This window comes from Bacteroides sp. 1_1_14 (genome assembly GCF_000162515.1).
Taxonomy (GTDB): Bacteria; Bacteroidota; Bacteroidia; order Bacteroidales; family Bacteroidaceae; genus Bacteroides; species Bacteroides thetaiotaomicron.
On the sequence record NZ_GG774702.1, the window covers coordinates 323,998 to 349,715 of the forward strand.

General features: G+C 43.7%; 19 protein-coding genes and 1 tRNA gene. 8 read left to right on the top strand and 12 right to left on the bottom strand.

Annotation, left to right across the window (positions count from 1 at the left end; translation table 11 throughout):
* The first annotated feature begins 271 nt into the window (after nucleotides 1-271).
* Complete coding sequence (locus tag HMPREF9007_RS22980) at nucleotides 272-1,009, top strand: NADPH-dependent oxidoreductase (RefSeq protein ID WP_008763940.1); 738 nt, start codon at nucleotides 272-274, stop codon at nucleotides 1,007-1,009.
* A gap of 113 nt (nucleotides 1,010-1,122) precedes the next feature.
* Here the strand turns inward: HMPREF9007_RS22980 and dnaA are convergent, their stop codons facing one another.
* The 3 genes from dnaA to HMPREF9007_RS22965 form a co-directional block, all read right to left on the bottom strand.
* A complete protein-coding gene (dnaA, locus tag HMPREF9007_RS22975; RefSeq protein WP_008759760.1) occupies nucleotides 1,123-2,535 on the bottom strand; it encodes a chromosomal replication initiator protein DnaA in 1,413 nt (470 codons plus the stop codon).
* A 351-nt stretch (nucleotides 2,536-2,886) separates the two neighbouring features.
* Entirely contained in the window at nucleotides 2,887-3,780 is an 894-nt protein-coding gene (locus HMPREF9007_RS22970; protein WP_008759761.1) for an MlaD family protein, read from the bottom strand.
* Between the two features lie 8 nt (nucleotides 3,781-3,788).
* Nucleotides 3,789-5,006: an N-acetylmuramoyl-L-alanine amidase gene (locus tag HMPREF9007_RS22965; RefSeq protein WP_032840465.1), complete on the bottom strand. Its 1,218-nt coding sequence runs from the start codon at nucleotides 5,004-5,006 to the stop codon at nucleotides 3,789-3,791.
* A gap of 80 nt (nucleotides 5,007-5,086) precedes the next feature.
* On the opposite strand from HMPREF9007_RS22965, the gene HMPREF9007_RS22960 reads away from it, so the two are divergent.
* From HMPREF9007_RS22960 to HMPREF9007_RS22950, 3 genes are all read left to right on the top strand, one after another.
* Nucleotides 5,087-6,040 (top strand): transporter, encoded by a 954-nt coding sequence (locus tag HMPREF9007_RS22960; protein ID WP_008759763.1) that lies wholly within the window; start codon nucleotides 5,087-5,089, stop codon nucleotides 6,038-6,040.
* 247 nt (nucleotides 6,041-6,287) lie between these two features.
* Nucleotides 6,288-7,391 carry a PDDEXK nuclease domain-containing protein gene (locus HMPREF9007_RS22955; protein WP_008759764.1) on the top strand — a complete coding sequence of 368 codons (1,104 nt, stop codon included), beginning with the start codon at nucleotides 6,288-6,290 and terminating at the stop codon, nucleotides 7,389-7,391.
* Between the two features lie 715 nt (nucleotides 7,392-8,106).
* Entirely contained in the window at nucleotides 8,107-9,465 is a 1,359-nt protein-coding gene (locus tag HMPREF9007_RS22950) for a metallophosphoesterase family protein (RefSeq protein ID WP_008759765.1), read from the top strand.
* Here the strand turns inward: HMPREF9007_RS22950 and HMPREF9007_RS22945 are convergent.
* Nucleotides 9,454-10,617, bottom strand: a complete 1,164-nt coding sequence (locus HMPREF9007_RS22945) for a DUF1343 domain-containing protein (RefSeq protein WP_008759766.1) — start codon at nucleotides 10,615-10,617, stop codon at nucleotides 9,454-9,456. The two genes, HMPREF9007_RS22950 and HMPREF9007_RS22945, sit on opposite strands and share 12 nt — an antisense overlap.
* 75 nt (nucleotides 10,618-10,692) lie before the next feature.
* Between HMPREF9007_RS22945 and HMPREF9007_RS0124515 the strand changes: the two genes are divergently transcribed.
* Entirely contained in the window at nucleotides 10,693-11,229 is a 537-nt protein-coding gene (locus HMPREF9007_RS0124515; protein WP_011108149.1) for an HD domain-containing protein, read from the top strand.
* 90 nt (nucleotides 11,230-11,319) lie between these two features.
* Nucleotides 11,320-14,031, top strand: coding sequence for a putative LPS assembly protein LptD (locus HMPREF9007_RS22940; protein ID WP_008759767.1), 2,712 nt, complete (start codon nucleotides 11,320-11,322; stop codon nucleotides 14,029-14,031).
* 122 nt (nucleotides 14,032-14,153) lie between these two features.
* On the opposite strand, the gene ung is transcribed toward HMPREF9007_RS22940, so the two are convergent.
* Both ung and asnA read right to left on the bottom strand, forming a co-directional pair.
* Nucleotides 14,154-14,816, bottom strand: coding sequence for a uracil-DNA glycosylase (ung, locus tag HMPREF9007_RS22935; RefSeq protein ID WP_008759768.1), 663 nt, complete (start codon nucleotides 14,814-14,816; stop codon nucleotides 14,154-14,156).
* 5 nt (nucleotides 14,817-14,821) lie between these two features.
* Nucleotides 14,822-15,859 (bottom strand): aspartate--ammonia ligase, encoded by a 1,038-nt coding sequence (gene asnA / locus HMPREF9007_RS22930; RefSeq protein WP_008759769.1) that lies wholly within the window; start codon nucleotides 15,857-15,859, stop codon nucleotides 14,822-14,824.
* A gap of 219 nt (nucleotides 15,860-16,078) precedes the next feature.
* Here asnA and HMPREF9007_RS22925 point away from each other — a divergent pair.
* Nucleotides 16,079-16,151 (top strand) — tRNA-Arg (locus HMPREF9007_RS22925).
* Between the two features lie 62 nt (nucleotides 16,152-16,213).
* Here the strand turns inward: HMPREF9007_RS22925 and HMPREF9007_RS22920 are convergent.
* Genes HMPREF9007_RS22920 through HMPREF9007_RS22910 form a run of 3 tightly spaced genes read right to left on the bottom strand, consistent with a single transcriptional unit; the run spans nucleotide 16,214 to nucleotide 20,599 of the window.
* The gene (locus HMPREF9007_RS22920) at nucleotides 16,214-19,159 is read right to left on the bottom strand and encodes a bifunctional fucokinase/fucose-1-phosphate guanylyltransferase (RefSeq protein ID WP_128567767.1); all 2,946 of its coding nucleotides are present in this window, start codon (nucleotides 19,157-19,159) and stop codon (nucleotides 16,214-16,216) included.
* A complete protein-coding gene (locus HMPREF9007_RS22915; protein WP_008759771.1) occupies nucleotides 19,089-19,763 on the bottom strand; it encodes an HAD family hydrolase in 675 nt (224 codons plus the stop codon). The genes HMPREF9007_RS22920 and HMPREF9007_RS22915 overlap by 71 nt, the downstream gene beginning before the upstream one ends.
* A 29-nt stretch (nucleotides 19,764-19,792) precedes the next feature.
* Nucleotides 19,793-20,599 (bottom strand): hypothetical protein, encoded by an 807-nt coding sequence (locus tag HMPREF9007_RS22910; protein WP_008759772.1) that lies wholly within the window; start codon nucleotides 20,597-20,599, stop codon nucleotides 19,793-19,795.
* A 194-nt stretch (nucleotides 20,600-20,793) separates the two neighbouring features.
* Between HMPREF9007_RS22910 and HMPREF9007_RS22905 the strand changes: the two genes are divergently transcribed.
* Nucleotides 20,794-21,294 (top strand): DUF5035 domain-containing protein, encoded by a 501-nt coding sequence (locus HMPREF9007_RS22905; RefSeq protein ID WP_008766609.1) that lies wholly within the window; start codon nucleotides 20,794-20,796, stop codon nucleotides 21,292-21,294.
* Between the two features lie 101 nt (nucleotides 21,295-21,395).
* On the opposite strand, the gene HMPREF9007_RS22900 is transcribed toward HMPREF9007_RS22905, so the two are convergent.
* The 3 genes from HMPREF9007_RS22900 to lysS form a co-directional block, all read right to left on the bottom strand.
* Nucleotides 21,396-22,733, bottom strand: a complete 1,338-nt coding sequence (locus tag HMPREF9007_RS22900; RefSeq protein WP_008759774.1) for a glucose-6-phosphate isomerase — start codon at nucleotides 22,731-22,733, stop codon at nucleotides 21,396-21,398.
* 131 nt (nucleotides 22,734-22,864) lie between these two features.
* Nucleotides 22,865-23,860 carry an NAD(P)H-dependent glycerol-3-phosphate dehydrogenase gene (locus tag HMPREF9007_RS22895; RefSeq protein WP_008759775.1) on the bottom strand — a complete coding sequence of 332 codons (996 nt, stop codon included), beginning with the start codon at nucleotides 23,858-23,860 and terminating at the stop codon, nucleotides 22,865-22,867.
* Nucleotides 23,861-23,954: 94 nt separating this feature from the next.
* On the bottom strand, nucleotides 23,955-25,685 hold the full coding sequence (gene lysS, locus HMPREF9007_RS22890; RefSeq protein ID WP_008759776.1) for a lysine--tRNA ligase: 1,731 nt from the start codon (nucleotides 25,683-25,685) through the stop codon (nucleotides 23,955-23,957).
* Nucleotides 25,686-25,718: the final 33 nt, after the last annotated feature.

Consider the following 25,718-nt stretch of genomic DNA (forward strand, 5'->3'; position numbering starts at 1 on the left):
TTAGATTTTATTATTTAATAAGTAATGTGTAGAAGTTTACTTATCAGTAACAAATGTGGCTACAAAGCTAAGAATGTTTTTTTATCTATCAAAATAAAAATGCAACATTTTATCAACAGGCTTTAAGTTTTCCGTTTGTTATTGTTAAGTCTTTGATTAACAGATAACTTTGCTTTTTGTTCATGGCTTTAAGTTTTCCAAAAAGAAAATTAGATTATTTCATTGATATGGCAAAATAATATTTCTTTTTGTATCTTTGCAAAAAAAAGATATGTTTGAAACCGTAAAGAACAGAAGAACAATCCGGAAATACCAGCAAAAAGATATTGCTCCTGATTTGTTAAATGATTTGCTCGAAACCTCTTTCCGCGCTTCTACGATGGGAGGGATGCAACTTTATAGTGTTATAGTGACTCGCGATGCAGAAATGAAAGAGAAACTTTCTCCTGCTCATTTCAATCAGCCGATGGTAAAAGGGGCACCTGTCGTGCTTACTTTTTGTGCCGATTTCCGCCGTTTCAGCAAGTGGTGTGAACAGAGAAACGCTGTTCCCGGCTACGATAATTTAATGTCTTTTATGAATGCGTCTATGGATACCTTGTTGGTTGCGCAAACCTTCTGCACGTTGGCTGAAGAGGCAGGCTTGGGTATCTGTTATCTGGGAACGACTACTTATAATCCGCAAATGATCATCGATACACTTCAACTGCCGAAACTGGTATTCCCTATTACGACGATCACAGTCGGCTATCCGGACGGTACTCCGGCCCAGGTGGACCGCTTGCCTCTCGAAGCTGCCGTGCATCAGGAAGTTTACCATGATTATACTCCGGAAGACATCGATCGCTTGTACGAGTATAAAGAATCACTGCCGGAAAATAAACAGTTTATAGAAGAAAATAAGAAAGAAACTCTGGCACAGGTATTTACGGATGTACGTTATACAAAGAAAGACAATGAATTTATGTCTGAGAACTTGTTGAAAGTGCTTCGTCAACAAGGATTCTAATGATAGGTAATAGGTAATAAGTAATAGATAATAGCTATGCGGACTGCACTTGTTTATGCAGCTTCGATATTACCTATTACTTAATACCTATTACTTAATACCTAATACTTGAATTATGCTTTCTTCTTCAGCAACGACTCAATCTCCTGTACCTCAGCCTGAAAGCTTTTATCTACTTCCAGTTGACCTTTTACAGTCTTGCAAGCATGCAGCACTGTCGCATGATCCTTATTGCCGATGAACTTACCGATTTTTGAAGTTGAGAAATCCGTATAATTCTTAGCCAGGTACATTGCAATCTGACGTGCCTGAACCACTTCTCTTTTTCTGGATTTGGTGTGAATAGCCGATGCTTCCAGATCAAAGTGCTTGCATACTACTTTCAGTATATCGTCAATGGTAACTGCTTTTGTTTCGTTGTGAACTACGCCGTGTACAATATGTTGGGCTAAATCCAGGTCTATTTCTTTGTTGAAAATAGTAGAGCGTGCCATAATGGCGATGACGATACCTTCCAGGTCTCGTACACTCTCATTTACATTTTCAGCGATATAGTCGATCACTTCCGGTGGGAATTGCAGACCGTCGCGGTGTATCTTGTTCCGCAGGATGTTTTTGCGGAGTTCGACAGTCGGTTTTTCCAGTTCTGCCACCATTCCCCATTTGAAACGGGTCAACAGACGTTCTTCCATACCCTGCAATAATACCGGGGCACGGTCGGAAGTCAGTATAAGCTGCTTTCCGTTTTGATGTAAATGATTGAAGATATGGAAGAAAGTATTTTGAGTTTTCGTTACTCCGGCAAATTCCTGAATATCATCAATGATTAATACATCAATTGTCTGGTAGAAGTTGATAAAGTCGTTGGTCGTGTTATTACGTACGGAGTCTGTATATTGCACTTGAAACAGATGTGCCGAAACATACAATACTCTTTTATCGGCATATAATTCTTTGATTTTAGTACCGATTGCGTTTGCCAGGTGTGTTTTCCCCACTCCGGACGCTCCGTAAAGGAACAATGGATTGAAGGCAGTACCTGCTGGATTTTGCGCAACCGCTTCTGCTACGCTTCTTGAAAGTTTGTTGCTGTATCCTTCTATAAAGTTCTCGAAGTTATAGTTCGGGTTCAAGTGCGGGTCTAAGTCCTGTACGGCAGGAGCTTTCAGGAAACTGGGCGCCTTGTTGCCACCGACGATGCTTTTAGGAGTAACAGCTGTAGAACGATTGCTTGCTTCGAGATTCACGGTTTGATTCGGAATCGAAGTCTTGTCGACCATGACGTTATACATTAACTTGGTGCCTTCGCCAATAGCTTTGTACAATGTCTTTCGCAGCAAATCCACGAATTTCTCTTCCAGTATTTCATAGAAAAACTGGCTCGGGATCTGTACGATCAATGTTTTGTCCTCATATTTTAATGGAACAATCGGGGCAAACCAAGTATTATATGTCGTCTCTGGAACATTGTCTTTAATTACTTCGAGACAGCGGTTCCAAAGTACAACATGATTTGATTCAATCATAGTGACTTTAATACATTTATTAAATTAAGCGAAACTTCTACGTTTGCAAAATTGGGAATCTTATTTGGAAAAAACAAATTAGCTTTTTCTTGTTTTTCTCGGGCAAACAATAATGTGTTTACTTTCAATGACTTATAGAATTGTGTTGGAACACTGTCTGTTTCCCCTCTCTTGCAAAATTATAAGTATCTGTATTTTAGTTGTTTATCGTTTTATTCTTACTCTTTTATACTTCCCGTACTTGTTTGTACGGGAATATTATTTCGGTCTGTAGATAGACTTTTGCAGAGGTTATACTCCCTTTTATATACCGCCTGCTTATTTAGATAAAATCTATATAAGAAAGATTTGCTACTTGTCTTTCTTCCCGAATAAAGAGAAATGAACGTACCGTTTGGGGTGTGCTTTCAGGTCTTCCAGTAAGCTCGCCGCATTCTCTGTGGTAGCGTTCAGATTGTTATATAAAGCAGGGTCGTTGAAGAGCAGTCCGATAGTGTTATCTTTGCTGTTCAACTTCTCTGTAATCATTTTTACGTTAGCGAGTGTTGCGTCAACTTTTTGGAAAATGGCGCTGTAGTCCACTTCCTTCAAGTTACCGCTGATAGCTACAAAATTATCTCCGATGGTATTGAGCTTGCCGGTCAGCTGGGGGATGTCCTTGCTCATGAGTCCTTTCATCTGAGAGCTGACTACAGCAAGATTGGCGGTAGTCGTTTCGATAGAGTGCAGCGTAGAAGGGATGCTCTTGTCACCTACGATGTTGTTCAGTGAGGTGAGGATGGAATCCAGTTTCGGTAACATACTCTCAATTTGGGGCATGAGTTTCGCTACGCTTTCCATCATTCCGTTGTTCAATGTGCCGGGGATGGTGTCGCCTATGGCATATTTCTCACGCGGGTTGTTGGCGAGAAGAATATTCATGCGTACGCCTCCCATCAGTTCGGATACAAGTTCTGCGCTACTTCCTTTCGGGATGCGGAGTTCGGTGTCCAGTTCGACTTCAACGATCACATTTCCGGGATTTACATAGTCATATTCGATGTCGCGTACAATACCTACACGAACGCCATCAGCAAAAACAGGGCTCGACTTGGTCAGTCCGTTTACATTCTGAAACTTGGCATAGAAATAGCTTGAAGGCTGAAACATATGTATGCCTTTCAGCCAATTAATTCCATAGACAAGCACGCATAATGCTACGATACCTGCAATTCCTATTCGAACTTCTTTTGTAATGTACTTCATTTTATTTTCTATTTATTTCTTCTTTTTTTAAATTCGGCTATCGCTTCGTTGACATTCATCTTTTCGCCGTTTCGGAAGGCGATGATGAATGCGTCTTTGAATTGTGCCGAGATGGTACGCTTGGTGCGTAACACTTTATTATAATCACTGGAAGCGCCATACGTATATTTGTACAGTCCTTTTTCTTTGTAATAATCCACATCCTTCAGTCCTTTCAGTCGTTTGTCATTCTTAGTAAGAGGCTTTGAGGAGGTGAGTATCTGTATCTTAAACGTTATTTCGCTGTCATTGGTTGCGCTTTCTGAGACAATAGGCCGTTTGGGAGCTGTTTTTGTGGCGGTGGCGGGTGTTGTACTTGCTTCGGCCATCAGTTCCCTTTGTTCCGGAGCGCTTGTTGCCGGTTCTTCGGTTGGGATAATTGTTTTGCTGGCTCCGGTCAGGCGTATCTCCTGTTCTCTTTTGTAGTTTAAGAATGCGTGGTAGATGCCTTTGGCCATTGTGTTGGCTCCGGCTTCCGAGTTGAGATAGCGTTCTTCTTCCGGAGTTGAGATGAAGCCCAATTCTACCAGGATACTTGGCATGGCGCTTGCTTTCAGCACCAGGAATCCGGCTTGATGCACTCCGCGGTCTACCCGTTTGCAGGTATGGCGGAATTGCTTCTGTACAAGTGATGCCAGATGTACGCTTTGTTCCATGTATTTATCCTGCATAAATTCGAAGATAATGTAGGATTCCGCCGAGTTCGGGTTGAAGCCGGCGTATCTGGTCTGATAGTCGCTTTCATAGAGGATTACCGAGTTCTCTCGTTTGGCTACTTCCAGATTGGCATCGGATTTGGCCAGACCCAGTGTCCATGTAGAAGCTCCTTTGGCGGTGCGGTTTTTTGCCAGAGCGTTGGTGTGGACGGAGATAAAGAGATCGGCTTTTGCGTTATTGGCTATTTCTGCCCGTCGGTCCAGGGGGATAAAGACATCCCTGCTGCGGGTATAGATCACTTTGACGTCATCGCAGTTTTTTTTGATCAGGTTTCCCAGTTTCAGTGCGACGTTCAGATTGATGTTTTTCTCTTTGGATATTTTCCCGATGGCACCGGGGTCGTGACCGCCATGTCCGGCATCGATGACTACTACGAAATCTTTCCCCCATAAATTGCCGATACATAGGGGAGAAGCAAGTAGCCAGAGGCAGATTGATATATATAATATGTAGGTTCTATGCGGTTTCATATTTAAATACGGTGCAAATGTAGTAGAATTTTGCAGAAAACTCATGATTTACACTTAAGTTTTGTGTTTTTTTCGGTTTAATGGTAGCTTTTCTCCCGAAATCTCTGTTACTTTGCACCTCCAAGAAAAAATATACGACGATGCTTAAGTTTTTGAAGAATTGGACGTTGCCTATTGCGATGCTGGTAGGTGCTGTCGGTTATCCGATATTTATCTACTTTTCTTTTCTGACTCCCTATCTTATCTTTACGATGTTACTGTTGACTTTCTGTAAGGTATCACCGCATGATTTGAAGCCTAAACCGTTGCACGCATGGTTGTTGCTGATTCAGATCGGGGGTGCTTTCCTTGCTTATTTATTGCTTTACCGTTTCAATAAGATTGTAGCGGAGGGGGTGATGGTATGTATTATTTGTCCTACGGCTACGGCTGCTGCGGTGATTACTTCCAAGTTGGGAGGGAGTGCGGCAAGTCTGACTACTTATACATTGTTGGGTAATATCGGTGCTGCTATTGCGGTGCCTATTCTCTTCCCTTTGATAGAGGTAAATCCGGATGTAAGTTTTTGGGGAGCATTTTGGGTTATTTTGAGTAAGGTGTTCCCCTTGTTGATCTGCCCTTTCCTTGCAGCATGGCTGTTGAGTAAATTCCTGCCGAAAGTGCATCAGAAGTTACTGGGATATCATGAACTCGCCTTTTATTTGTGGGCGGTCTCTTTGGCTATTGTGACGGCTCAGACCCTGTATTCGTTACTGAACGATCCTGCGGATGGATTCACGGAAATAATGATTGCGGTCGGTGCCTTGATTGCCTGTTGCTTGCAGTTTTTTTTGGGAAAGACTATCGGCTCGGTCTATAATGACCGCATCAGTGGCGGGCAGGCACTGGGGCAGAAGAATACGATTCTTGCTATCTGGATGGCGCATACTTATCTGAACCCGTTATCGTCTGTTGCTCCCGGTTCGTATGTCCTGTGGCAAAATATTATTAATAGCTGGCAATTGTGGAAGAAGAGAAAGAAAGAGATAAAATAGTGAATATAAGATATTTAGTTATTTGTTGTTTGTATCTCTCTTTTCCTTTGTTTTTCCTATTTTCCTACTTATATAGAGGAGCGTATAGATAGCTATCATTATGGTTCAACAGAATATGATTCGGCTGTAGGAGCATTGTTCCTTCCATGAACAGCAAAATATGTATGCTGGCGAAAAGAGAAAAACACCTTTGTTTTCTTTTCGCCAGCATTATTTTTGTACTTTTGTCGCATATAACAAAACGCAAATGGATATAAATCAGAATTATAGAGAAGCGGTAAAGACCATAAAAGAAGCTATTCTGCGCAGCCAGTACCGTGCAGCCACATCGGTGAACAAAGAACAGCTATCTCTTTATTACGGCATCGGACGTTACGTGTCGAAAAATTCCCGTATAGGCTTTTGGGGTAAAGGAGCAATAGAGCAAATATCTTCTCTGTTGCAAAAAGAATTGCCGGGGCTAAGGGGATTTTCAACTTCGAATATAAAGAATATGCGAGTTTTCTATGAAGAATGGGAACCTGTTCTAAATCGCCAGCCACTGGCTGGCGATTTGGTATTAGATGAAAAATTGCTGTTGAGCGTAATTCGCCAGCCACTGGCTGATGAATTTAACTGGTCAGACTTCTTTTCAATCGGCTTTAGTCATCATATCGAAATAATATCCAAAGCTAAAACTTTGGAAGCAAGGCTATTTTATATACATGAGTGCGCTATTCGCTATTGGAGTAAATACACTTTAAGGGATTACTTAAAAGCAGACCTGTACAGCCACCGGGGAACTTTGCCTAACAATTTCGCACAAACATTGCCTGATACTAAGCAAGCGCTAAAAGCTGTTTGTTCATTCAAAGATGAATACTTGCTTGATTTCATCAATGTGGAGGAACTGGATGAGCAGGAAGAGGATTTAGACGAAAAGATAGTAGAAAAGTCGATTGTTGCCAACGTGAAGAAGTTTATTATGACTTTTGGGCAGGATTTCAGTTTTATAGGCAATCAATATCGTGTTGAAGTGGCTGGAGAGGAAATGTTCATTGATTTGTTGTTTTTCAATCGGGAACTTAATTCTTTAGTGGCGGTTGAATTGAAGTCCGGGAAATTCCGCAGTTCGTATTTAGGACAACTGAATACTTATCTTTCCGCTTTGGATTCATATGTGAGAAAACCGCACGAGAATCCCTCTATCGGAATAATACTTTGCAGAGAAATGAATCAAACTTTTGTAGAATTTGCAGTTCGTGATTATAACAAGCCGATGGGAGTCGCTACTTACCGTACATCCAAAGATATGCCGGAACGACTTCGTAACGCCTTGCCTGACATTGAGGAACTGAGAAAGTTATTGTAGAGCGAAAGCCTATCTCTTTTTTGGCAGGTAATTTCCCTTTGTTGCCTTTGTACACGAAGCCCACCACTAAGCGATTTTCTTCGTTTTTTTGTTACCTGCTATTAGTAATAGGTGGATTTATTTGCTGATAATCAGATTTGTATGGTGATGTGTTAATATGTGGCAAAATATTATTAATAGCTGGCAATTGTGGAAGAAGAGAAAAACAAGAGACTGAAGCTACCTTACTGCTGATAGTTTCCTATTGTAGAAATTGTTTTTTGCTTGATGAAACTTTAGTTTCATCGTCTTGAAACTGGAGTTTCCTCTGCTTGAAACTTTGGTTTCTTCAGCTTGGAACTAAAGTTTCTGCGGCTTGAAACTATTGGTTTCAATGCTTTGGAACTATAGTTTCATCGCATGGAAACCAACTAGACTAAGCTATTCTTTGATTTATCATTCCAAGGAGCAATATATGATAGTAGCAGGATATGACAGCAAAGCGTGACGGCATTGTGACAACAAAATGTGCTGTCACAATGCTGTCACGCCCTGCTGTCACCTCTTTATTAGCTTATAATCAGTGTGTTATTTAGCTTTTGGTGACAGATGACAGCAATTTTAGATATTTAAATTCTCATGTAGAGGTGAATTTGTTAAAGGTTAAAAAAGGACATAATTTCCGATTTATGGGACACTATATTTATCTTTGCTACCAGTTTTTAAAATCGGAAAAATGAAGATTACGAAGAAGAAAATAGCTTGGGGCATCGTTCTCCTGATATTGATTGCCGGTGGTGTCATTTGTAAGATACGCTGGAAAGTCTGGTTCCACAATATCCCTGAAATACGCTATGTGCTGACGGAAGACCCGCAACGGGTATTTCTGACATTCGGAAATGACGGCGAACTGTCCCGTAATGTGAGCTGGGTGTGCGGAGGCGTTTCCAAGCAGGCAAAGCTGGAATATACAAAGATCGGTTCCGGAGATACTCTTCTCGTTGACGGCTCTTCCAAATTTCTCCGTACACTGGGCGGGTTCGGTTATGCCAACTGGGCAAAATTTAAAGAACTCTCTTATGGCGATTCCTACTCTTATCGGGTATGGAATGACGATCGCTCATCCGATTGGTATTCGTTCACGATGCAACCCGATTCGACTGATCATTTCTCCTTTGTATTTATAGGTGACGTGCAGGATACTTTGCGTGGAAAGACACGTGGCTTTATGGAAAATGTGCGCCATCGCTATCCGCAGGCGGACTTCTATATGTTTGCCGGTGACTTTGCAGAGCGTCCGATGAACTGTTACTGGGATGAAGCCTATCAGAGTGTGGATTCCATAGCTCCCACCAAACCGATATTGGTTTCTCCGGGAAATCATGAATATGTAAAAGGACTAGTACGTGTTTTGGAGAAACGATTTGCTTATGTCTTTTCTTATCTGCTCGAATCGAGGTATAAAAATAATAATGTATATTCTATTGATTACAACGATGCCACTATCATCACGCTGGATAGTAACCGTGATCCTTGGTTCCTCTTCTCTCAACGGGAATGGCTGGAGAAAACGCTGAAGGCTTCGAAAAAGAAATGGAAGATCGTCATGCTCCATCACCCGGTATATTCTATAAAAGGTAAGACGAACAACCTTGCCGTGCGCTGGATGTTCGACGGACTGTTCCGTGAATATGGAGTAGACTTAGTGCTTCAGGGACATGAGCATAACTATGCCCGTATGACTAATAAGAACGATGAGGGCGAAATGACCACCCCGTTGTATCTGGTAAGCCACGCTTCCCCGAAGAGTTACCGTCTATCTTTCAATGATGAGTATGATCGTTTCGGGACGAACCGCCGTTTCTACCAGCATATCGACGTGACGGGAGACACGCTCCGGATGCAAGCTTATCTGGAGAATGACTCACTGTACGATGATGTCTGTATTGTGAAGAACGCTTCCGGCACTCAAATCATTGATAATGCAAAAGACATTCCGGAGATACTTGAAATGCCTGCAAGGTTGAGTGGAAAGAAAGCCGAAGAGTTCGAACGGAATGCTGAGAAGTGGAGGAACCGTTCCTTAGTAAAGTAAATACTTCTGTCTCATATCACGGTAGGTCTGCAACTCCTTTTGCCAACTGTCACGGATTTCCTCTTCCGATTCTCCTTTAAGGATCGCTTTGCGTACCGAATCCGTTCCCATCAGTAAGTCAAACCATCGGGGACGGGAGAAGAATGCTGCGCCTTCGCCGGATAAACGGTAGAAACGCAGAAAGTAACGGAGCGTGAAACCGTTTACGTCTGTTACGTTCCGTAAATCTTCGCCATAACAAGTGACTCCTTTGTGCATCGGATTTTTGTCGAATCCCGGCAGGGAGCGCGGAGTGAAGGCAAAATCGCCATACTTTTTGTTAGGTGCGCCTAACACCTGAAAAGGAAAGGTCGTTCCGCGTCCCACACTGACACGTGTTGCTTCAAAAGGGCAAAGTGAGGCATAAAGGCGGATGGATTGTGCATTGGGCAAGTTGGGAGATGGTTTCACGGGAAGTACATAGGGCTGTCCGTGTTTCCACCCTTTTACGGGAATCACAGTCAGCGGACAAGTCTTTGCCTGGGTAGTCATCCATCCTTCTCCATTGATCATCTGCGCCAGCTCTCCGATAGTACAACCGTGAAGAACCGGCAAAGGCAGCATTCCGACAAAACTTTTATATCCGGCTTTTAATACAGGTCCCTCTACGTAATCGCATGGATTGGGGCGGTCCAGTATAATCATCTCTTTTTTGTTTTCCGCACAAGCTTCCATTACATAATACATCGTACTGATATATGTATAGAAACGTGCGCCCACATCCTGGATGTCGAACAAGATTACATCGATATCTTTCAGTTGGGCGGCAGTCGGCTTTTTATTATCTCCGTAGAGCGAGACGATGGTTACTCCCGTACGGCTGTCTTTTCCGTCTTTTACTGTTTCACCGGCATCCGCGTTGCCGCGGAAACCGTGTTCCGGTGCAAAGACTTTCACTATATCGATTTTTTGTTTTAATAAAGTATCCAGCAGATGAATTGGCTCTGTGCCGACGATGGAAGTGTGGTTTACCACCATTCCTACCCGCTTTCCTTTGATTAACGGCAGGTATTGATCCATACGCTCGGCACCCGTAATTACTTTTCCACTGGCGTATGTAGAACACAGTATTATGAACAGAGAGAAAAGAATGAGGGAACTTCTGGCTTGCATATCAGTAAATTTTTGTAATATTGCACAAAAATATCATTTATCAGTAAGGGAACAAGTAATAACTAGTGAAAAAGTATGAATCCAATAGAAATCATCGACAAATTTTATCCGCAGGATACGGAACAACGACACATTCTACTAATACATAGCCTTTCTGTAGCCCAAAAAGCTTTGAAGATTGTAGATGCACATCCTAACTTACCTATCAACCGCAGCTTTGTCAGAGAAGCCGCGCTTCTGCACGATATAGGAATCTTTATGACCGATGCTCCCACCATCCAATGTTTCGGAGAGCATCCCTACATCGCACACGGTTATCTGGGTGCAGACCTTTTGCGAAAAGAAGGTTTTGAACGCCATGCACTGGTTTGCGAACGTCACACCGGAGCCGGACTGACACTGGAAGAAATCATAGAACGCCAGCTTCCTGTTCCTCATCGTGAGATGGTGCCCGTCACTCTGGAAGAGCAAATAATCTGTTTTGCCGATAAATTCTTTTCTAAAACTCATCTTGACGAAGAAAAGACAGTAGAAAAAGCCCGGAAAAGCATTGCAAAATATGGTGAAGAAGGTCTAAACCGCTTTGATGGGTGGTGCTCTTTGTTTTTATAGCACTAAAAAATAATTAAATAACGGAGATTCTCACGCATTATTGATGAAGATTGTGTACTTTTGCCACTTCAAGCGTAAAACTATTAGTTAATGGCGCCATTGAGAGCAAAAATAATTATATCATTCATATTGCTGATTGTCTTGCTGATGCTTCCTGATGAGGCTACGTCTCAGCGTCGAAGAAGAGGGATGATTGCCTCCAACACTGCACAAACGGATTCCCTTAACAGGAAAGATTCGTTAGGGGCGGATACAGTTGTGGTACGCGTCGACTCTGTAGCACCGACAAAGAAACAACCGCTCGATGCACCGGTTATTTATGAATCTAACGACTCCACCACTTTTACATTGGGAGGTGCCGCTACGCTTTATGGTAGCGGCAAAGTCAACTACCAGAACATTGAGCTGGCAGCGGAAGTGATTTCCATGAATCTGGACAGTAGTACAGTACACGCCTATGGTATTAAAGACACAACGGGAACGATCAAAGGTAAACCTGTCTTTAAAGAAGGTGAAACTGCATACGATACAGAAACAATCAGCTATAACTTCAAGAGCAAAAAAGCGGGAATCACCGATATTATCACTCAGCAGGGTGAAGGTTATGTGACCGGTAGCAGAGCCAAGAAGGGAGCAAATGATGAAATCTTTATGGAGCACGGTCGCTACACGACTTGTGATCATCATGACCATCCTCACTTCTACATGCAGCTGACAAGAGCCAAAGTGCGCCCCAAGAAGAATGTAGTGACAGGACCTGCCTATCTTGTGGTGGAAGATGTTCCCCTGCCGTTGGCTGTGCCGTTTTTCTTCTTCCCTTTCTCCAGCAGCTATTCTTCGGGTTTTATAATGCCGACGTATATGGATGATTCAAGCCGTGGCTTTGGTCTGGCGGAAGGCGGATATTACTTCGCTATGAGCGACATCATGGACTTGAAGCTGACAGGAGATATATTCACGAAAGGTTCATGGCGGCTTTCCGGATTGACCAATTATAATAAGAGGTACAAATACTCCGGTACATTGCAGGCGGATTATCAGGTGACCAAGACCGGAGACAAAGGAATGCCGGATTATACGGTTGCCAAAGACTTCAAGGTAGTGTGGAACCACCGTCAGGATGCCAAGGCAAGTCCGAACAGTACTTTCTCCGCTAGTGTGAACTTCTCGACCAGTAGTTACGAACGATCTAACATCAACAACCTTTATAACTCTCAGTTGTTGACTCAGAATACAAAGACATCAAGTATCAGCTATTCCCGCAGTTTCCCCGATATCGGTCTGACTTTGTCGGGAACGACCAATATTGCGCAGACTATGCGTGACTCTTCTATCGCAGTGACGCTTCCTGACCTTAATATTACATTGAGCCGTCTGTTTCCCTTCAAGCGGAAGAAGGCTGCCGGAGCCGAGCGTTGGTATGAGAAGATATCAATCAGTTATACAGGACGTCTGACGAACAGTATCCGTACTAAGGACGACCGTCTGTTCAAGACCGGTATCAGCGGATGGGAAAATGCAATGAATCATAATATTCCTATCAGTGCTACTTTTACACTGTTCAAGTATTTGCAGGTTTCTCCTTCGGTCAACTATACAGAACGCTGGTATACCCGTAAAATGAATCAGACGTATAATATGGAAGAACATAAGTTGGACCCTAACCTGAATGATACCGTTAATGGTTTCTATCGGGTATCCAACTATTCTGCCAGCATTAGTTTGAGTACGAAACTGTATGGTATGTATAAACCTCTTTTTATGAAGAAGAAGGAGATACAGATTCGTCACGTTGTTACTCCGCAGGTAAGTCTGAGCGGGGCTCCCGGATTCAGTAAGTATTGGGAGGAATATACCGATTATAATGGCAATACTCAATATTATTCTCCTTTTACGGGACAACCTTTTGGAGTTCCATCACGCGAAGGTTCGGGAACGGTTAGTTTCTCGTTGTCCAACAATCTGGAAATGAAATATTATGATGCTAAAAAGGACACGCTTAAAAAGGTCAGTCTGATTGATGATTTGAGTGCGAATATGTCTTATAATATGGCGGCAAAGGAAAGACCTTGGAGTGATTTGAGTTTGAATATCCGTATGAAGCTGACCAAGAATTATACTTTCAATATGAACGCTTCATTTGCAACTTATGCCTACGCTTTCGATAAGAACGGTAATGTAGTGACCAGCAATCGTACGGAATGGTCTTATGGACGTTTCGGACGTTTCCAGGGGTATGGTTCTTCTTTTAACTATACCTTTAATAACGACACTTGGAAAAAGTGGTTCGGTCCGAAGGAAGACGCTGAACAGGATAAGAATAAGAAGGATTCTGAAGATGGAGACGGAGAAGATTCTGAAGGAACGGAAGATGGAACTACGACCAAGAAGGTAGAGAAGGCGCAAGCCGACCCGGACGGTTATCAGGTATTCAAGATGCCTTGGTCTTTAAGTTTCAGTTATTCATTCAATATTCGTGAGGACAGGACTAAGCCTATCAACCGTTATTCAATGCGTTATCCGTTTACTTATACCCACAATATTAATATGAACGGAAATATAAAGATTTCCAATAACTGGTCGCTTTCATTCAATTCGGGTTATGACTTTCAGGCAAAAGAGATTACGCAGACTTCTTGTACGATCTCACGTGACCTGCATTGCTTTAACCTTTCTGCCAGCCTTTCACCATTCGGACGCTGGAAATACTACAATGTAACCATTCGTGCTAATGCAAGTATTCTTCAAGACTTGAAATATGAGCAGAGAAGCCAGACGCAAAGTAATATTCAGTGGTATTAATGAAGGAAATAAAGAATAGAGAATAAGTCCGGAAGGATAAGATATAAAAAACGGCTGCATGATCTTTTGTGATGACGCAGCCGTTTTTCTTTATGTCTCAATCCGGTCTATCGGATTTGGTATTACCATATTATTTCCGTTTCTCCGTTTGCTTTCAGATAATCGTTTGCACGGCTGAAGTGTTTGTTTCCGAAGAAACCATTGTAGGCAGAAAGGGGAGAGGGATGAGCAGAGCTAAGTACCAGATGCTTGTTGCGGTCGATGAAAGCTCCTTTTCGTTGGGCATAAGCTCCCCACAGGATAAATACAAGATGTTCCCGTTCTTCTGCCAGTGCGCGGATAGCGGCATCTGTAAAAGCTTCCCATCCACGATTCTGATGAGAGCCTGCCTGATGAGCGCGTACAGTCAGAGTGGCGTTGAGCAATAATACTCCTTGCTCAGCCCAGCGAGTCAGGTTACCGGTAGTAGGAGCGTCTGTACCTATGTCTGCCTTTATCTCTTTAAAGATATTGACCAAAGAAGGAGGGAAGGGTACTCCGTCGTTTACAGAGAAACAGAGTCCATGTGCTTGCCCCGGTCCGTGGTACGGGTCTTGTCCGATGATTACTACCTTCACTTTGTCGAAAGGACAGAGGTTGAAGGCGTTGAAAATAAGTTTTCCCGGAGGGAAAATCTGATACTGGCTATATTCACTTTTTACGAATTCTGTCAGTGTGCGAAAGTAATCTTTTTCAAATTCAGGCTGTAAGTGTGTTTTCCAGCTTTCTTCTATTTGTACGTTCATAGCTATTATATAAGGTGTATATCAAGTTCTTCACATTCTTTACGCATATCTTCGGGCCAGATACTGGCTTGTATTTCTCCGATATGAGCTTTGCGAAGGTAAAACATACACAAACGGGATTGACCGATACCGCCACCGATAGATAGTGGAAGTGTGTCATCCATTAATCGTTTGTGGAAATAAAGTTTCAGTCTCTCTTCTTCGTTTTCTTCTTTGAGCTGGCGTTGCAGCGCTTCTTTGTCTACACGAACACCCATAGAGGACAGTTCGATGGAGCGTTGCAGTACATCATCCCAAAGTAAAAGGTCACCGTTCAGTCCCGGCAGGTTGTTCAGGCCGGTGGATGTGTAGTCATCATAATCCGGTGCACGTCCGTCATGTTTTTTGCCGTCGCTTAGTTTGCAGCCGATACCGATGATAAATACGGCACCGTATTTTTGGCAGATGGCATGCTCACGGCATTTGGGTTCCAGGTTCGGATAGAGTTGGCGTAGTTCTTCCGAATGGATAAAATGTAATTTCTGAGGCAGACAAGGTTTGATCTGCGGATACATTTCATATACCATGTATTCTGTACGGATCATGGCAGCGTAGATACGATTTACGATCTCTTTCAGGAAATCTACGTTTCTGTCCTCGTTGGTGATGACACGTTCCCAGTCCCATTGGTCTACATAGAGCGAATGGAGGTTTCCGAGTTCTTCATCAGAACGGATGGCGTTCATGTCGGTATAGATACCGTATCCCGGTTCGATATTGTAATCGGCGAGAGTTAATCTTTTCCATTTGGCTAATGAATGAACGACTTCTGCTTGTGCGTCACCTAAATCCTTGATAGGGAATGAAACAGGACGTTCTATACCATTCAAGTCGTCATTGATACCCATTCCTTTCAGTACGAAAAGAGGGGCTGTCACGCGTCTGAGGCGTAATTCGGATGACAAGTTTAACTGGAAGAACTCTTTTATTTGTTTGATTCCCAACTCTGTTTGTTTTAAGTCGAGTAACGGTTTATAGTTCTTTGGTTTTATCAAGTAACTCATAGGATTGTTGATTGTTAATTGTCGGCAAAGATAGGAATAATATTAATATCTGTATTGGATATTCTCTAAAAGATTGTCAAATTGATAAAGTATATACTCTAAAGCATTTCAAAATAACAGAATGTTAAGGGGCAATACTGACTTAAGAACTATAAAAAAAGATGAATCATTAGGAAGATGAGAAGATTTTTTATACTTTTGTCATCGCATTTAGGAAATGGCCCCGTAGCTTAGTGAATAGAGCGTCAGATTCCGGTTCTGAAGGTCGTGCGTTTGAATCGCACCGGGGTCACATGAAAATCCCTTGATAATCAGCAGTTATCAAGGGATTTTTGTTCTTATATGACCTTTCTTCTAGCTTCTCGATACCTGCAATCCTTTATCGGAAAGCGTCATTTCAACAAAGCGTGCACGCGGATTAGGAGCCTGTTCGGTCAATATCCGACGGATGCACCCTGCTGCTTGCGGATCTTTAGCCACCATATATAAGTAACCGCCACCGCCTGCACCGGGTAATTTATATCCTAGTGTATAATCTTTAATCTGTTCGATAATAGCTGCTACTGCCGGTGGATTCGTGCCACTGTCCAATGCTTGGTTTTGTATCCAGCTTTTGCCGACAAGATTGCCGAAAGTTTCGAAATTACCTCGCAGGATAGCTTCGCTCATATCCATCGCATGGGCTTTCATTTCTGCTAATAAACTAAGATGCACTCCGGAGTTAAGGAACATGGAACTGACAATTTCAGCCAAGATTCCTTTGGCTGTACGGGTGATTCCAGTATAATAAAGCAGATGGCAATCCCGATATTCCGGCTGCACAAAGAGCTGGTCGGGTAACCACCGTACTAATGGATGTTGTTCGAAGCCGGATTCGGATTGCAGCAGTTTTACGCCGGGGAATACGCCGCCGTATTGATCCTGCCATCCGCCGCCGGTGGTGAGCAATTGTTCCAATACCAGTGTATAATTGCAGATGTCGTTCCTATCCCATGCCAGTCCGCAAAAATCATTGATAGCTCCGAGTACGGTAGATGCAAGGATAGAACTGGTACCTAGTCCCGAACCTGCCGGAATGGCGGCCAGTAAAGTGATTTCCAGTCCTGAACCGAACGCTTTCAGATGTTCTTCCAATGACGCATGAGATTCCGCCGCAAATAATGGGGCAAATCCTGCCAGGGTAAGTGCTGCCTTTGGTATGGAGAAAGGCGAACCGACTTTCTTGTAATCCTGCAATTCCTCATAACTTCGGATAACCTCCACAGCTCCCATATCAATGGAACGAAGTACGATATGGAACTCGTGACATGGTTTGACGTATACCTGTAGCGGCGGCTGCCCATTCAACTCAATCGCCAGATTGACTACACTTCCTCCCGAATAGAGAGAGTAGGGAGGTGTATCTGTCCATCCTCCTGCAACGTCAATGCGCACCGGACTACGTCCCCATACGATCTGATCCGAATAAACATTGAGTTTAGGATAGTTCTTTTTTCCGGCAACGGCTTCCAGTAATCCGTCACGGAGTAGCTGGAACGCGGCTTGTTCTTCTTCTTTGCAGCCTTCATTGCCTTGCAGCTTCAGGATACGTGCCCGAAGCATACGGTTATGTATACGCACCATGGGTGCGGCATCCTCTTTCAAGACAGCGGGAACATCCAGATTGAGCCGGACAAATTCATTGGCTGCGTCTTGCAAGTCAAGCTGATAGAATACACTCTTCTCATAATTGGCGGACAATCCTTTCCAGTTATCCCTGCGGAAAGCGCTGCGCTGTGCGTAAAGACGTTCCAGGTTCGCTTGTGCCGATATCTCGTCAGCGGATAGTTTTTCAGCTCTCAGCCATAACTCTTTTCCTTGTTTTAGTTGTGGCTCAGCTGTCATCCAGCGTATTAAAATACCCAGTTCTTCGATGGAAGTCGTTACGGGGAAAACAGGAGCAGCTTGCAGATCATCTGTACGTCCTTTTATGTCTTCCAGTCCAATCTCTCTTTCCTTCATCCACTGTGTGAAAGAGTTCCCCAAGTAGGTGGTCGAGTCATTACTTAAATCACCTTTGAAAACATCATCCAGCCCATAAGGCCGTGCGACAAAGGCTGCGTCTCCCATAGGAACGATGTCGATGCAGACTCCGTCCGGCAGGTTTATATTCCAATGGTTTTCGGGAACTCCTGTAATAATCTGTCGTGAACCTAATTTCCATCCTTCTCCTACGTGGCTGTTCTCAATCCATAAATTGGCGTTCTCTGCAGATAACTTCACTTGGGTAAACGAGTTTTGTATAAAGATGGCAGGATTCGGTTTTACTTTCCGGTGCATGATACGCCTTTGGTCACGCACTTTATCCTGTATGGCGAGTGTGGAAGAAATCAGTTCCCGACTCGTTCCGAAATGATAAAACTCTCCGCCGGGTAAAGGCAGGATTGCTACCGAAAGTTTGTTTACTTCGTCGTCTGTCGTTTGGGGATGCTCTCCCAGTGCCAGGCCATAATCCGAATATAAATCGTAGTAGCTGATATCATTCGTGCCTTCTTTCAATGACCGTTTCATCAATACCTCAACGGCACGGTCACTTAATATCCATATACCGATATCCATCAGGAAAAGATGGGTCTTTGATAATCCTTCCAATTCCTCTAAAGAAGGTTTCTGCAACATGAAGTCGAGCACTTCCGGCTTCTTGCGGTCCGATACGAATACTCCGTGGTGAGTAGCCAGTGAAGGATTCACCCATAAACCATAACATACGACATCTACTTCCGGAATGTTTTGCAGCGGTTTTTCCGAACGGATATATACGTCTCCGCTGGCTATCAGCGTGTTCAAGCCTTTCGGAGCCTGCTTCATGATTCTTTCGTATAGCGGAAGTTGCAGCGACAGCAGATTCTGTCCCAGCTTTTGTCCTCTCTCCCAACTGAAAACCGGTATGGGAGTCAGTATTTTGCCCGAAGGAGCATAGCCGGGCAAGCGGCGGCTTTGTCCTCCCGCATGCAGCAAAATCTTTTTTTCGTTTCCAATCCATTTGCTGAAAGTCTCTTCCGGTGCAAAAGCCTGATGGCAGGCCTGCAACAGCCAGGTCGTTCCTCCTCCGGAGCCTAACTTGCTGCCTACAGGGTCTGATGTACAAAACCAGTCAGTATGATTCACTTCTTCCAGTTGATGAAAACTGTCAATTAAGTTGGGAGGTAAGGATAATAACTTTTGCATAGTAGAATCGGTATTTATAGGTTTATAACATGATTGTATCCCAGCTATCGCAGAGTGCCTGCATAGAAGGAAACAGCAGATCGGCTCCGGCATCCAGCAACACCTGTCCGTCCAACGGACCAGTATTGACCGCGATTGTGAAAATTCCGGCTTTATGTCCTGCTTCCACGCCCAATGGGGCATTTTCGATAACGATTGCTTCGTCAGCTTTGAACCCTCCTTTTCTTAATGCCATCAGATAAGGTTCTGGATTAGGTTTGCCATATTTCACGTCAAAAGCGGTCACCATCAGCTCTTTATGAAACATTCCCGGAAAATTGTGTTCCAGACGTTCCAACAAAGAAAGCTGTCCCGAACCGGTGACTACCATAGGAGTCAGCCCTTCACTCTTTACTTTCTGCAAAAGTTCCCATGCACCGGGCATACGTTCTGCTTCCGGATAAGAATTGAACAGGATACTTTTTTCGTGATATATACTTTCTATTTCCTCTTGTGTGGCCTCTTTTCCTAATTCACGTTGAAATACGATATTGATAGTCGATGCCCCCGTGCGTCCTTCGTGCATATATGCTTCTTCCCGGCTCAGATCAAGGCCGTGAGTTTTCATGACTTGATGCCATGCTTCGGAGTGGTAGGGCATGGAGTTAAAGAGCACGCCGTCCATATCGAACAGGACGGCTTTCAGTTTCTTTCTCATAATTGGGTTAGATGGAATCTGTTTGATATTTATTCTTTTTTTAGCATATCTTTCAGTTCAGGCACGGTGATCACTACATCATGCTGAGCTTCCGATTGTTTGCCGATATATCTGTAGATTATATTTCTGTCACAATTCACACAACTTTTGATAAACAGTTGGGTAGCAAGATCGGTCTGATTGCCTAATGTTTCGATAATACCTTGTTTCACCTCTGCGGCATTTGCTTTAATCTGGTTCATATCACACAGATCTTCGTCAACACGACAGATATAGATCACCGCTTCATCGCTGAGTTCGATTTTCTCGATCAGAACGTCCTCACTAGCCTGTATCGGGAACTGTAAGTTTGCCATCTGTACCTGCGTTTCCAGTTTAGCCAGGTCGCTTTCGGTGGTGTCGACATCCTTATTGAGAATTTCCTTAATTTCATCTGTTGTCAGTTCGCAGACTACCTGCTCTCCCGAATCTTTACCTATATATATCATTTGCAGGCCCGCTTTACATTTTACAACAAGGTCCAGCAATGACTTTACTTCTTTATTCGGATTCTGGAACATGATTTTCAGGGAAGTCTTCATGCTTTCCGGATTTTTCTGCAGAGTCTTGATGTTGGCAGCCTCTTCGTTCAGATAAAAGGTATACACTACGTTCTCTCCATCATAGACGATGCTGGTGATTTTTCCGGTCTCTCCCATGTCTATCGGACATTGTTTGTTGGCAGCCTCGATGCCTGCTTTGAGTTTGATTTCCTGACAACCGGTGGTTAACATCATCAGTAGTGACAAGCTGATAAACAATATCACTGCATTCGGTCTTCTTACTAATTTTTCCATTGTTCTTTTATTTAGAATTCATTTATTCTTGGGATAAAAAGAGATATACGAAGCAAAGATAGTCATAAAAAATGAGAGATATAACAGAATGGAGGAGATAGTTGCTGGTTGTGTTTTGGATGATAAATCGTATGATAATTTGTCGTTTAGAAGATAATATGTATTTTTGTAGCATGATAAAACTAGTCAATAGCATGAAAAAGAAAGTATTGTTTCTGCTGCCATTGTTTCTGGGTGCTTGTTCGGATAGCGGAGAAAGCCCTGTTATCACGATAGAAAAGCTATATGTGAAAGTAGATCAAGGCGATGGAGAAACCATCCGCGAAGACTATGCAAACCGGATGAGTGAAATGCCTGCTTTGAAAGTGGGAGATAAGGTGGATGCGTTTTTGATCTTGGACGGCAATGGAGCCGAACTGAAATCTTTCCAGCTTCAGAATGGGGAAGAGATGAAGACTGAGCTCCGTTATGAAAAGACAGAAGTCACTACCGAAGGAAATCTGACAGACGAAGAAAAAGGGCAGTTGCGCTTCAAAGATGGCGTGACAAAGACTAAGGTGCTGGTTCATGCCACTATTGAGCATGTAGATAAAAATGGTGATGTACAATTATCTTTTTATCTCTCTTCAAAAGCGGAGTGTGAAGGAGCGCAGGAAGTGATTGACTTGAAAACAGAAGTCGTTGAGAATGAATGAATCCTGAAAGGGAGTGAGTCACTTTAACGTAACGAAGGAAATATAATAAAAAGAAGCGGTCTCCGGAGAGGCCGCTTCTTTTTATTGTCAGTTATTGGATATTACAGTTTAGCCTGAATAGCCTTTGATTCTTCTTCATATCCCGGTTTGTTCAGCAAAGCAAACATATTTTTCTTGTATGCTTCCACGCCCGGTTGGTTGAAAGGATTCACGCCCAACAGATAGCCGCTAATGCCGCAAGCCTTTTCGAAGAAGTACAGCAGACCGCCGATGTTGTATTCGCTCAGTTCTGGAAGAACGATGCGCATGTTGGGTACACCGCCGTCTACGTGAGCCAGCTGAGTTCCCAGTTCGGCCATTTTGTTCACTTCGTCCACCCGTTTGCCGGCAAGGAAGTTCAGGCCGTCCAGATTAGCTTCATCGAAAGGAACTTCCAGTTTATGGTCTACTTTATCCAGTGAGATCACAGTTTCGAAGATCGAGCGTTCGCCTTCCTGAATCCATTGTCCCATAGAGTGCAGGTCGGTAGAAAAGTCAACAGATGCGGGGAAAATACCCTTGTTGTCTTTACCTTCGGATTCTCCGTAAAGCTGTTTCCACCATTCACTTACGTAGTGCAGTTTCGGGCAGAAGTTGACAAGGATTTCAATCTTCTTGCCTTGTCTGTACAGTTCGTTGCGGGTAGCAGCGTAGATAGCCGCAGGGTTTTCTGCAAACGGAACGTCAGAACCGCATGCCTTTTCCATATCGGCAGCACCGGCAACCAGTTTGTCGATGTCGAATCCGGCAACTGCGATCGGCAGCAAACCAACCGGAGTGAGCACAGAGAAACGTCCGCCTACGTTGTCCGGAATGATAAATGTCTTGTATCCTTCTTTGTCGGCAGTCACACGTGCAGCACCTTTCTTGGCGTCTGTCACGGCAACGATGACTTTCTTGGCGGTTTCTTTGCCGCGTTGGTCTTCACATTGCTTTTTCAGCAGACGGAAAGCAAGAGCGGTTTCGGTAGTCGTTCCCGATTTGGAGATATTGATAACGCCGAATTTCTTGTCTTTCAGATATTCGGTCAGTTCATACAGATAGTCTTCGCTGATGTTATGTCCGGCATAGATCATGACAGGAGCAGTTTTCTTGTCCTGCAACCATGTGAAACTGTTAGACAGCGCTTCGATTACGGCACGTGCGCCCAGATAGCTGCCACCGATACCTGCTACGATCACTACTTCGCAGTTGTCTCTTAATACTTTTGCAGTAGCGTTCAGGTCAGCCAGATGCTCTTTGCTGATGGACGAAGGCAGATGTAACCATCCCAGGAAGTCGTTACCTTCTCCTGTTCCTTTTTCCAGCATTTCCTGTGCAGCTTTTACCTCGGCTTCATAAGCAGAAACCTTTTCTTTGGAGATGAATCCAAATGTTTTTTCAATGTTCAAGCTAATCATATCTATCAATTTTAAGTAATATGTAATAGGTAATAAGTAATAGGTATTAAGTAATAAGTATTATGCATGAGACGTAAAGCTTAGGTGGCTACGGTTAATACCTAATACTTATTACTTATTACCTATTTTTCTCATCTAAAAGAATCAGTCAGCAATTTGATCTCTATCATGGGTGAGATGCGTTCATACAAGATATTGTATACGGCATCCAGTATCGGCATGTTGACGTGGTGATGCTTGTTGATCTCTTTGATGCACTTCGTGCCGTAGTATCCTTCCGCGATCATTTCCATTTCAATCTGCGCACTTTTAACGGAATATCCCTTGCCTATCATCGAACCGAACGTGCGGTTACGGCTGAAGTTGGAGTATCCTGTCACCAATAAGTCTCCTAAATAAACAGAATCATCTACATTTCTGTTCAGGGGATGTACTGTATTCAGGAAGCGGTTCATTTCCTGAATCGCATTGGATATCAGTACTGCCTGGAAGTTATCGCCGTATTTCAGTCCGCTGCAGATGCCGGCGGCAATGGCGTATACATTTTTAAGCACCGAACTGTATTCGATGCCGGCTACGTCGTCGCTGACGGAAGTCTTGATGAAGCTGCTTCCCAGACGGCGGGCGAAGATGCGCGCTTTGTCCTTGTCCGGGCAGGCGATGGTCAGATAAGAGAGGCGTTCCAGCGCTACTTCTTCTGCGTGGCAGGGACCTGCCAGTACTGCGATGTTTTCGGGTGGTACGCCATATTCTTTTGTGAAATATTCCGATACAATCACGTTGTCATCGGGTACGATTCCTTTGATAGCAGTGATAATAAACTTATCCTTAATCTTTGTTTTCAGCTTTTTCAGATGAGCTTTCAGATAAGGAGAGGGGGTGACGAAAATCAGTGTATCCGATTCCTTCACGACATCGTTGATGTTAGAACTGAAAGTGATACGCTTCGTGTCGAATTTCACCCCTGTCAGATAGGCGGGATTATGTCCAAGTCTCTTAAAATCAGCGATGCGGTCATCTCGTCGCATGTACCAATTAATAGAGTCTTCCTGAGCCAGACACATCTTTGCGATGGCTGTAGCCCAACTTCCTCCGCCCATTATCGCTATCTTACCGGGTAGTTTCATATTTAGTTGAAAGTTGAAAGTTGAAAGTTGAGAGTTGGTCATTAAAAAGGTTGTTCAAGTAACAACTTTCAATTCTCAACTCTCAACTCTCAACTTATTTAAGTTTATTTATCCACTCGGTCACGTCGTTCACGCTTGGATTGGTCAGTTCTAATTTGTATTTCTTATTGATTCCGCAGATGTCCTGGTGCAACTTTTGCGGATTAACATCCTGCATATCAGCTACTGTGTTGTAGCCGGCTTTCTGGATGACCGGCACCCAGTCTTCTGCAATACCCAGTTCCATGTATTTGGCGGCAGGGTCTTTCTTGATTACTTTCTCCGGACGCATTTGCGGGAAGAACAGTACTTCCTGAATGGTGGTCTGTCCTGTCATCAGCATCACCAGACGGTCGATACCGATACCGATGCCGGATGTAGGAGGCATACCATATTGCAAAGCACGCAGGAAATCCTGGTCGATAATCATTGCCTCGTCGTCACCCTTGTCGGCAAGACGCATCTGTTCTTTGAAGCGTTCTTCCTGATCCAGCGGATCGTTCAATTCCGAGTAGGCATTGGCCAGTTCCTTGCCGTTTACCATCAGTTCGAAACGTTCGGTCAGTCCAGGTTTGGAACGGTGCATCTTTGTCAGAGGCGACATTTCCACCGGATAATCGGTGATGAAAGTCGGCTGGATGTAGCTGCCTTCACAGAATTCACCGAAGATTTCATCAATCAGTTTGCCTTTGCCCATGGTGTCGTCGATTTCTTCCATCTTCAGTTCTTTGCAGATCTGGCGGATTTCTTCTTCGCTCTTGCCGTTGAGGTCATATCCTGTCTTTTCTTTGATGGCGTCGAGGATAGGCAGACGGCGGTAAGGAGCTTTAAAGCTGATTGTCTTTCCGTCTACAACGGTTTCGGTGCTTCCGTTTACGGCGATACAGATGCGTTCCAGCAACTTTTCGGTGAAGCTCATCATCCAGTTGTAATCCTTGTACTGTACATAAAGTTCCATACAAGTGAATTCGGGGTTGTGGGTTCTGTCCATTCCCTCGTTACGGAAGTTCTTTCCTATTTCGTATACACCTTCAAAACCACCTACGATGAGTCGTTTCAGATAAAGTTCCGTTGCGATGCGCAGGTAGAGGTCTATATCCAGTGAGTTGTGGTGAGTGATGAACGGACGTGCGCTTGCTCCGCCTGCGATGGATTGCAGGATCGGTGTTTCTACTTCCGTATATCCGGCTTCGTCGAGGGCGTTGCGCAGTGTTCTCACTACGGTGGCACGCTTTTCGAATGTCTCTTTGATGCCTTCGTTTACTACCAGGTCCACATAACGTTGGCGATAACGGAGTTCGGGATCTTCAAAAGAGTCGTAAGCTACGCCGTCTTTATATTTTACGATAGGCAGCGGTTTGATAGACTTGGCAAGTACGGTCAGTTTCTTGGCATGGATACTGATTTCGCCCATTTGTGTACGGAACACGAAACCTTCGATACCTACGAAGTCACCTAAGTCGAGCAGGCGTTTGAATACAGAGTTGTACAATTCCTTGTCTTCTCCCGGACAGATGTCATCACGTGTGATGTATACCTGTATACGACCTTTAGAGTCCTGCAGTTCGATGAACGAAGCCTTGCCCATCACGCGGCGGCTCATAATACGGCCCGCTACAGAAACTTGACGCGGTTCGTCTTCATCTTTGAATTCTGCTTTTATATCAGTAGAGAAAGCATTGGTTACATACTCTGCAGCGGGGTACGGATCGATACCCATTGCACGAAGCTCATTCAGACTATTGCGCCGAATAATTTCCTGTTCACTTAGTTCTAATATATTCATTTCGTTATGTATTAACTCAATTTTGGAGGCAAA

Coding starts and splice junctions, on each gene's coding strand:
- HMPREF9007_RS22980 (WP_008763940.1), top strand. CDS start 272: ATGTTTGAAACCGTAAAGAACAGAAGAACAATCCGGAAATACCAGCAA.
- dnaA (WP_008759760.1), bottom strand. CDS start 2,535: ATGATTGAATCAAATCATGTTGTACTTTGGAACCGCTGTCTCGAAGTA.
- HMPREF9007_RS22970 (WP_008759761.1), bottom strand. CDS start 3,780: ATGAAGTACATTACAAAAGAAGTTCGAATAGGAATTGCAGGTATCGTA.
- HMPREF9007_RS22965 (WP_032840465.1), bottom strand. CDS start 5,006: ATGAAACCGCATAGAACCTACATATTATATATATCAATCTGCCTCTGG.
- HMPREF9007_RS22960 (WP_008759763.1), top strand. CDS start 5,087: ATGGTAGCTTTTCTCCCGAAATCTCTGTTACTTTGCACCTCCAAGAAA.
- HMPREF9007_RS22955 (WP_008759764.1), top strand. CDS start 6,288: ATGGATATAAATCAGAATTATAGAGAAGCGGTAAAGACCATAAAAGAA.
- HMPREF9007_RS22950 (WP_008759765.1), top strand. CDS start 8,107: ATGAAGATTACGAAGAAGAAAATAGCTTGGGGCATCGTTCTCCTGATA.
- HMPREF9007_RS22945 (WP_008759766.1), bottom strand. CDS start 10,617: ATGCAAGCCAGAAGTTCCCTCATTCTTTTCTCTCTGTTCATAATACTG.
- HMPREF9007_RS0124515 (WP_011108149.1), top strand. CDS start 10,693: ATGAATCCAATAGAAATCATCGACAAATTTTATCCGCAGGATACGGAA.
- HMPREF9007_RS22940 (WP_008759767.1), top strand. CDS start 11,320: ATGGCGCCATTGAGAGCAAAAATAATTATATCATTCATATTGCTGATT.
- ung (WP_008759768.1), bottom strand. CDS start 14,816: ATGAACGTACAAATAGAAGAAAGCTGGAAAACACACTTACAGCCTGAA.
- asnA (WP_008759769.1), bottom strand. CDS start 15,859: ATGAGTTACTTGATAAAACCAAAGAACTATAAACCGTTACTCGACTTA.
- HMPREF9007_RS22920 (WP_128567767.1), bottom strand. CDS start 19,159: ATGCCGGAGCCGATCTGCTGTTTCCTTCTATGCAGGCACTCTGCGATA.
- HMPREF9007_RS22915 (WP_008759771.1), bottom strand. CDS start 19,763: ATGAGAAAGAAACTGAAAGCCGTCCTGTTCGATATGGACGGCGTGCTC.
- HMPREF9007_RS22910 (WP_008759772.1), bottom strand. CDS start 20,599: ATGGAAAAATTAGTAAGAAGACCGAATGCAGTGATATTGTTTATCAGC.
- HMPREF9007_RS22905 (WP_008766609.1), top strand. CDS start 20,794: ATGAAAAAGAAAGTATTGTTTCTGCTGCCATTGTTTCTGGGTGCTTGT.
- HMPREF9007_RS22900 (WP_008759774.1), bottom strand. CDS start 22,733: ATGATTAGCTTGAACATTGAAAAAACATTTGGATTCATCTCCAAAGAA.
- HMPREF9007_RS22895 (WP_008759775.1), bottom strand. CDS start 23,860: ATGAAACTACCCGGTAAGATAGCGATAATGGGCGGAGGAAGTTGGGCT.
- lysS (WP_008759776.1), bottom strand. CDS start 25,685: ATGAATATATTAGAACTAAGTGAACAGGAAATTATTCGGCGCAATAGT.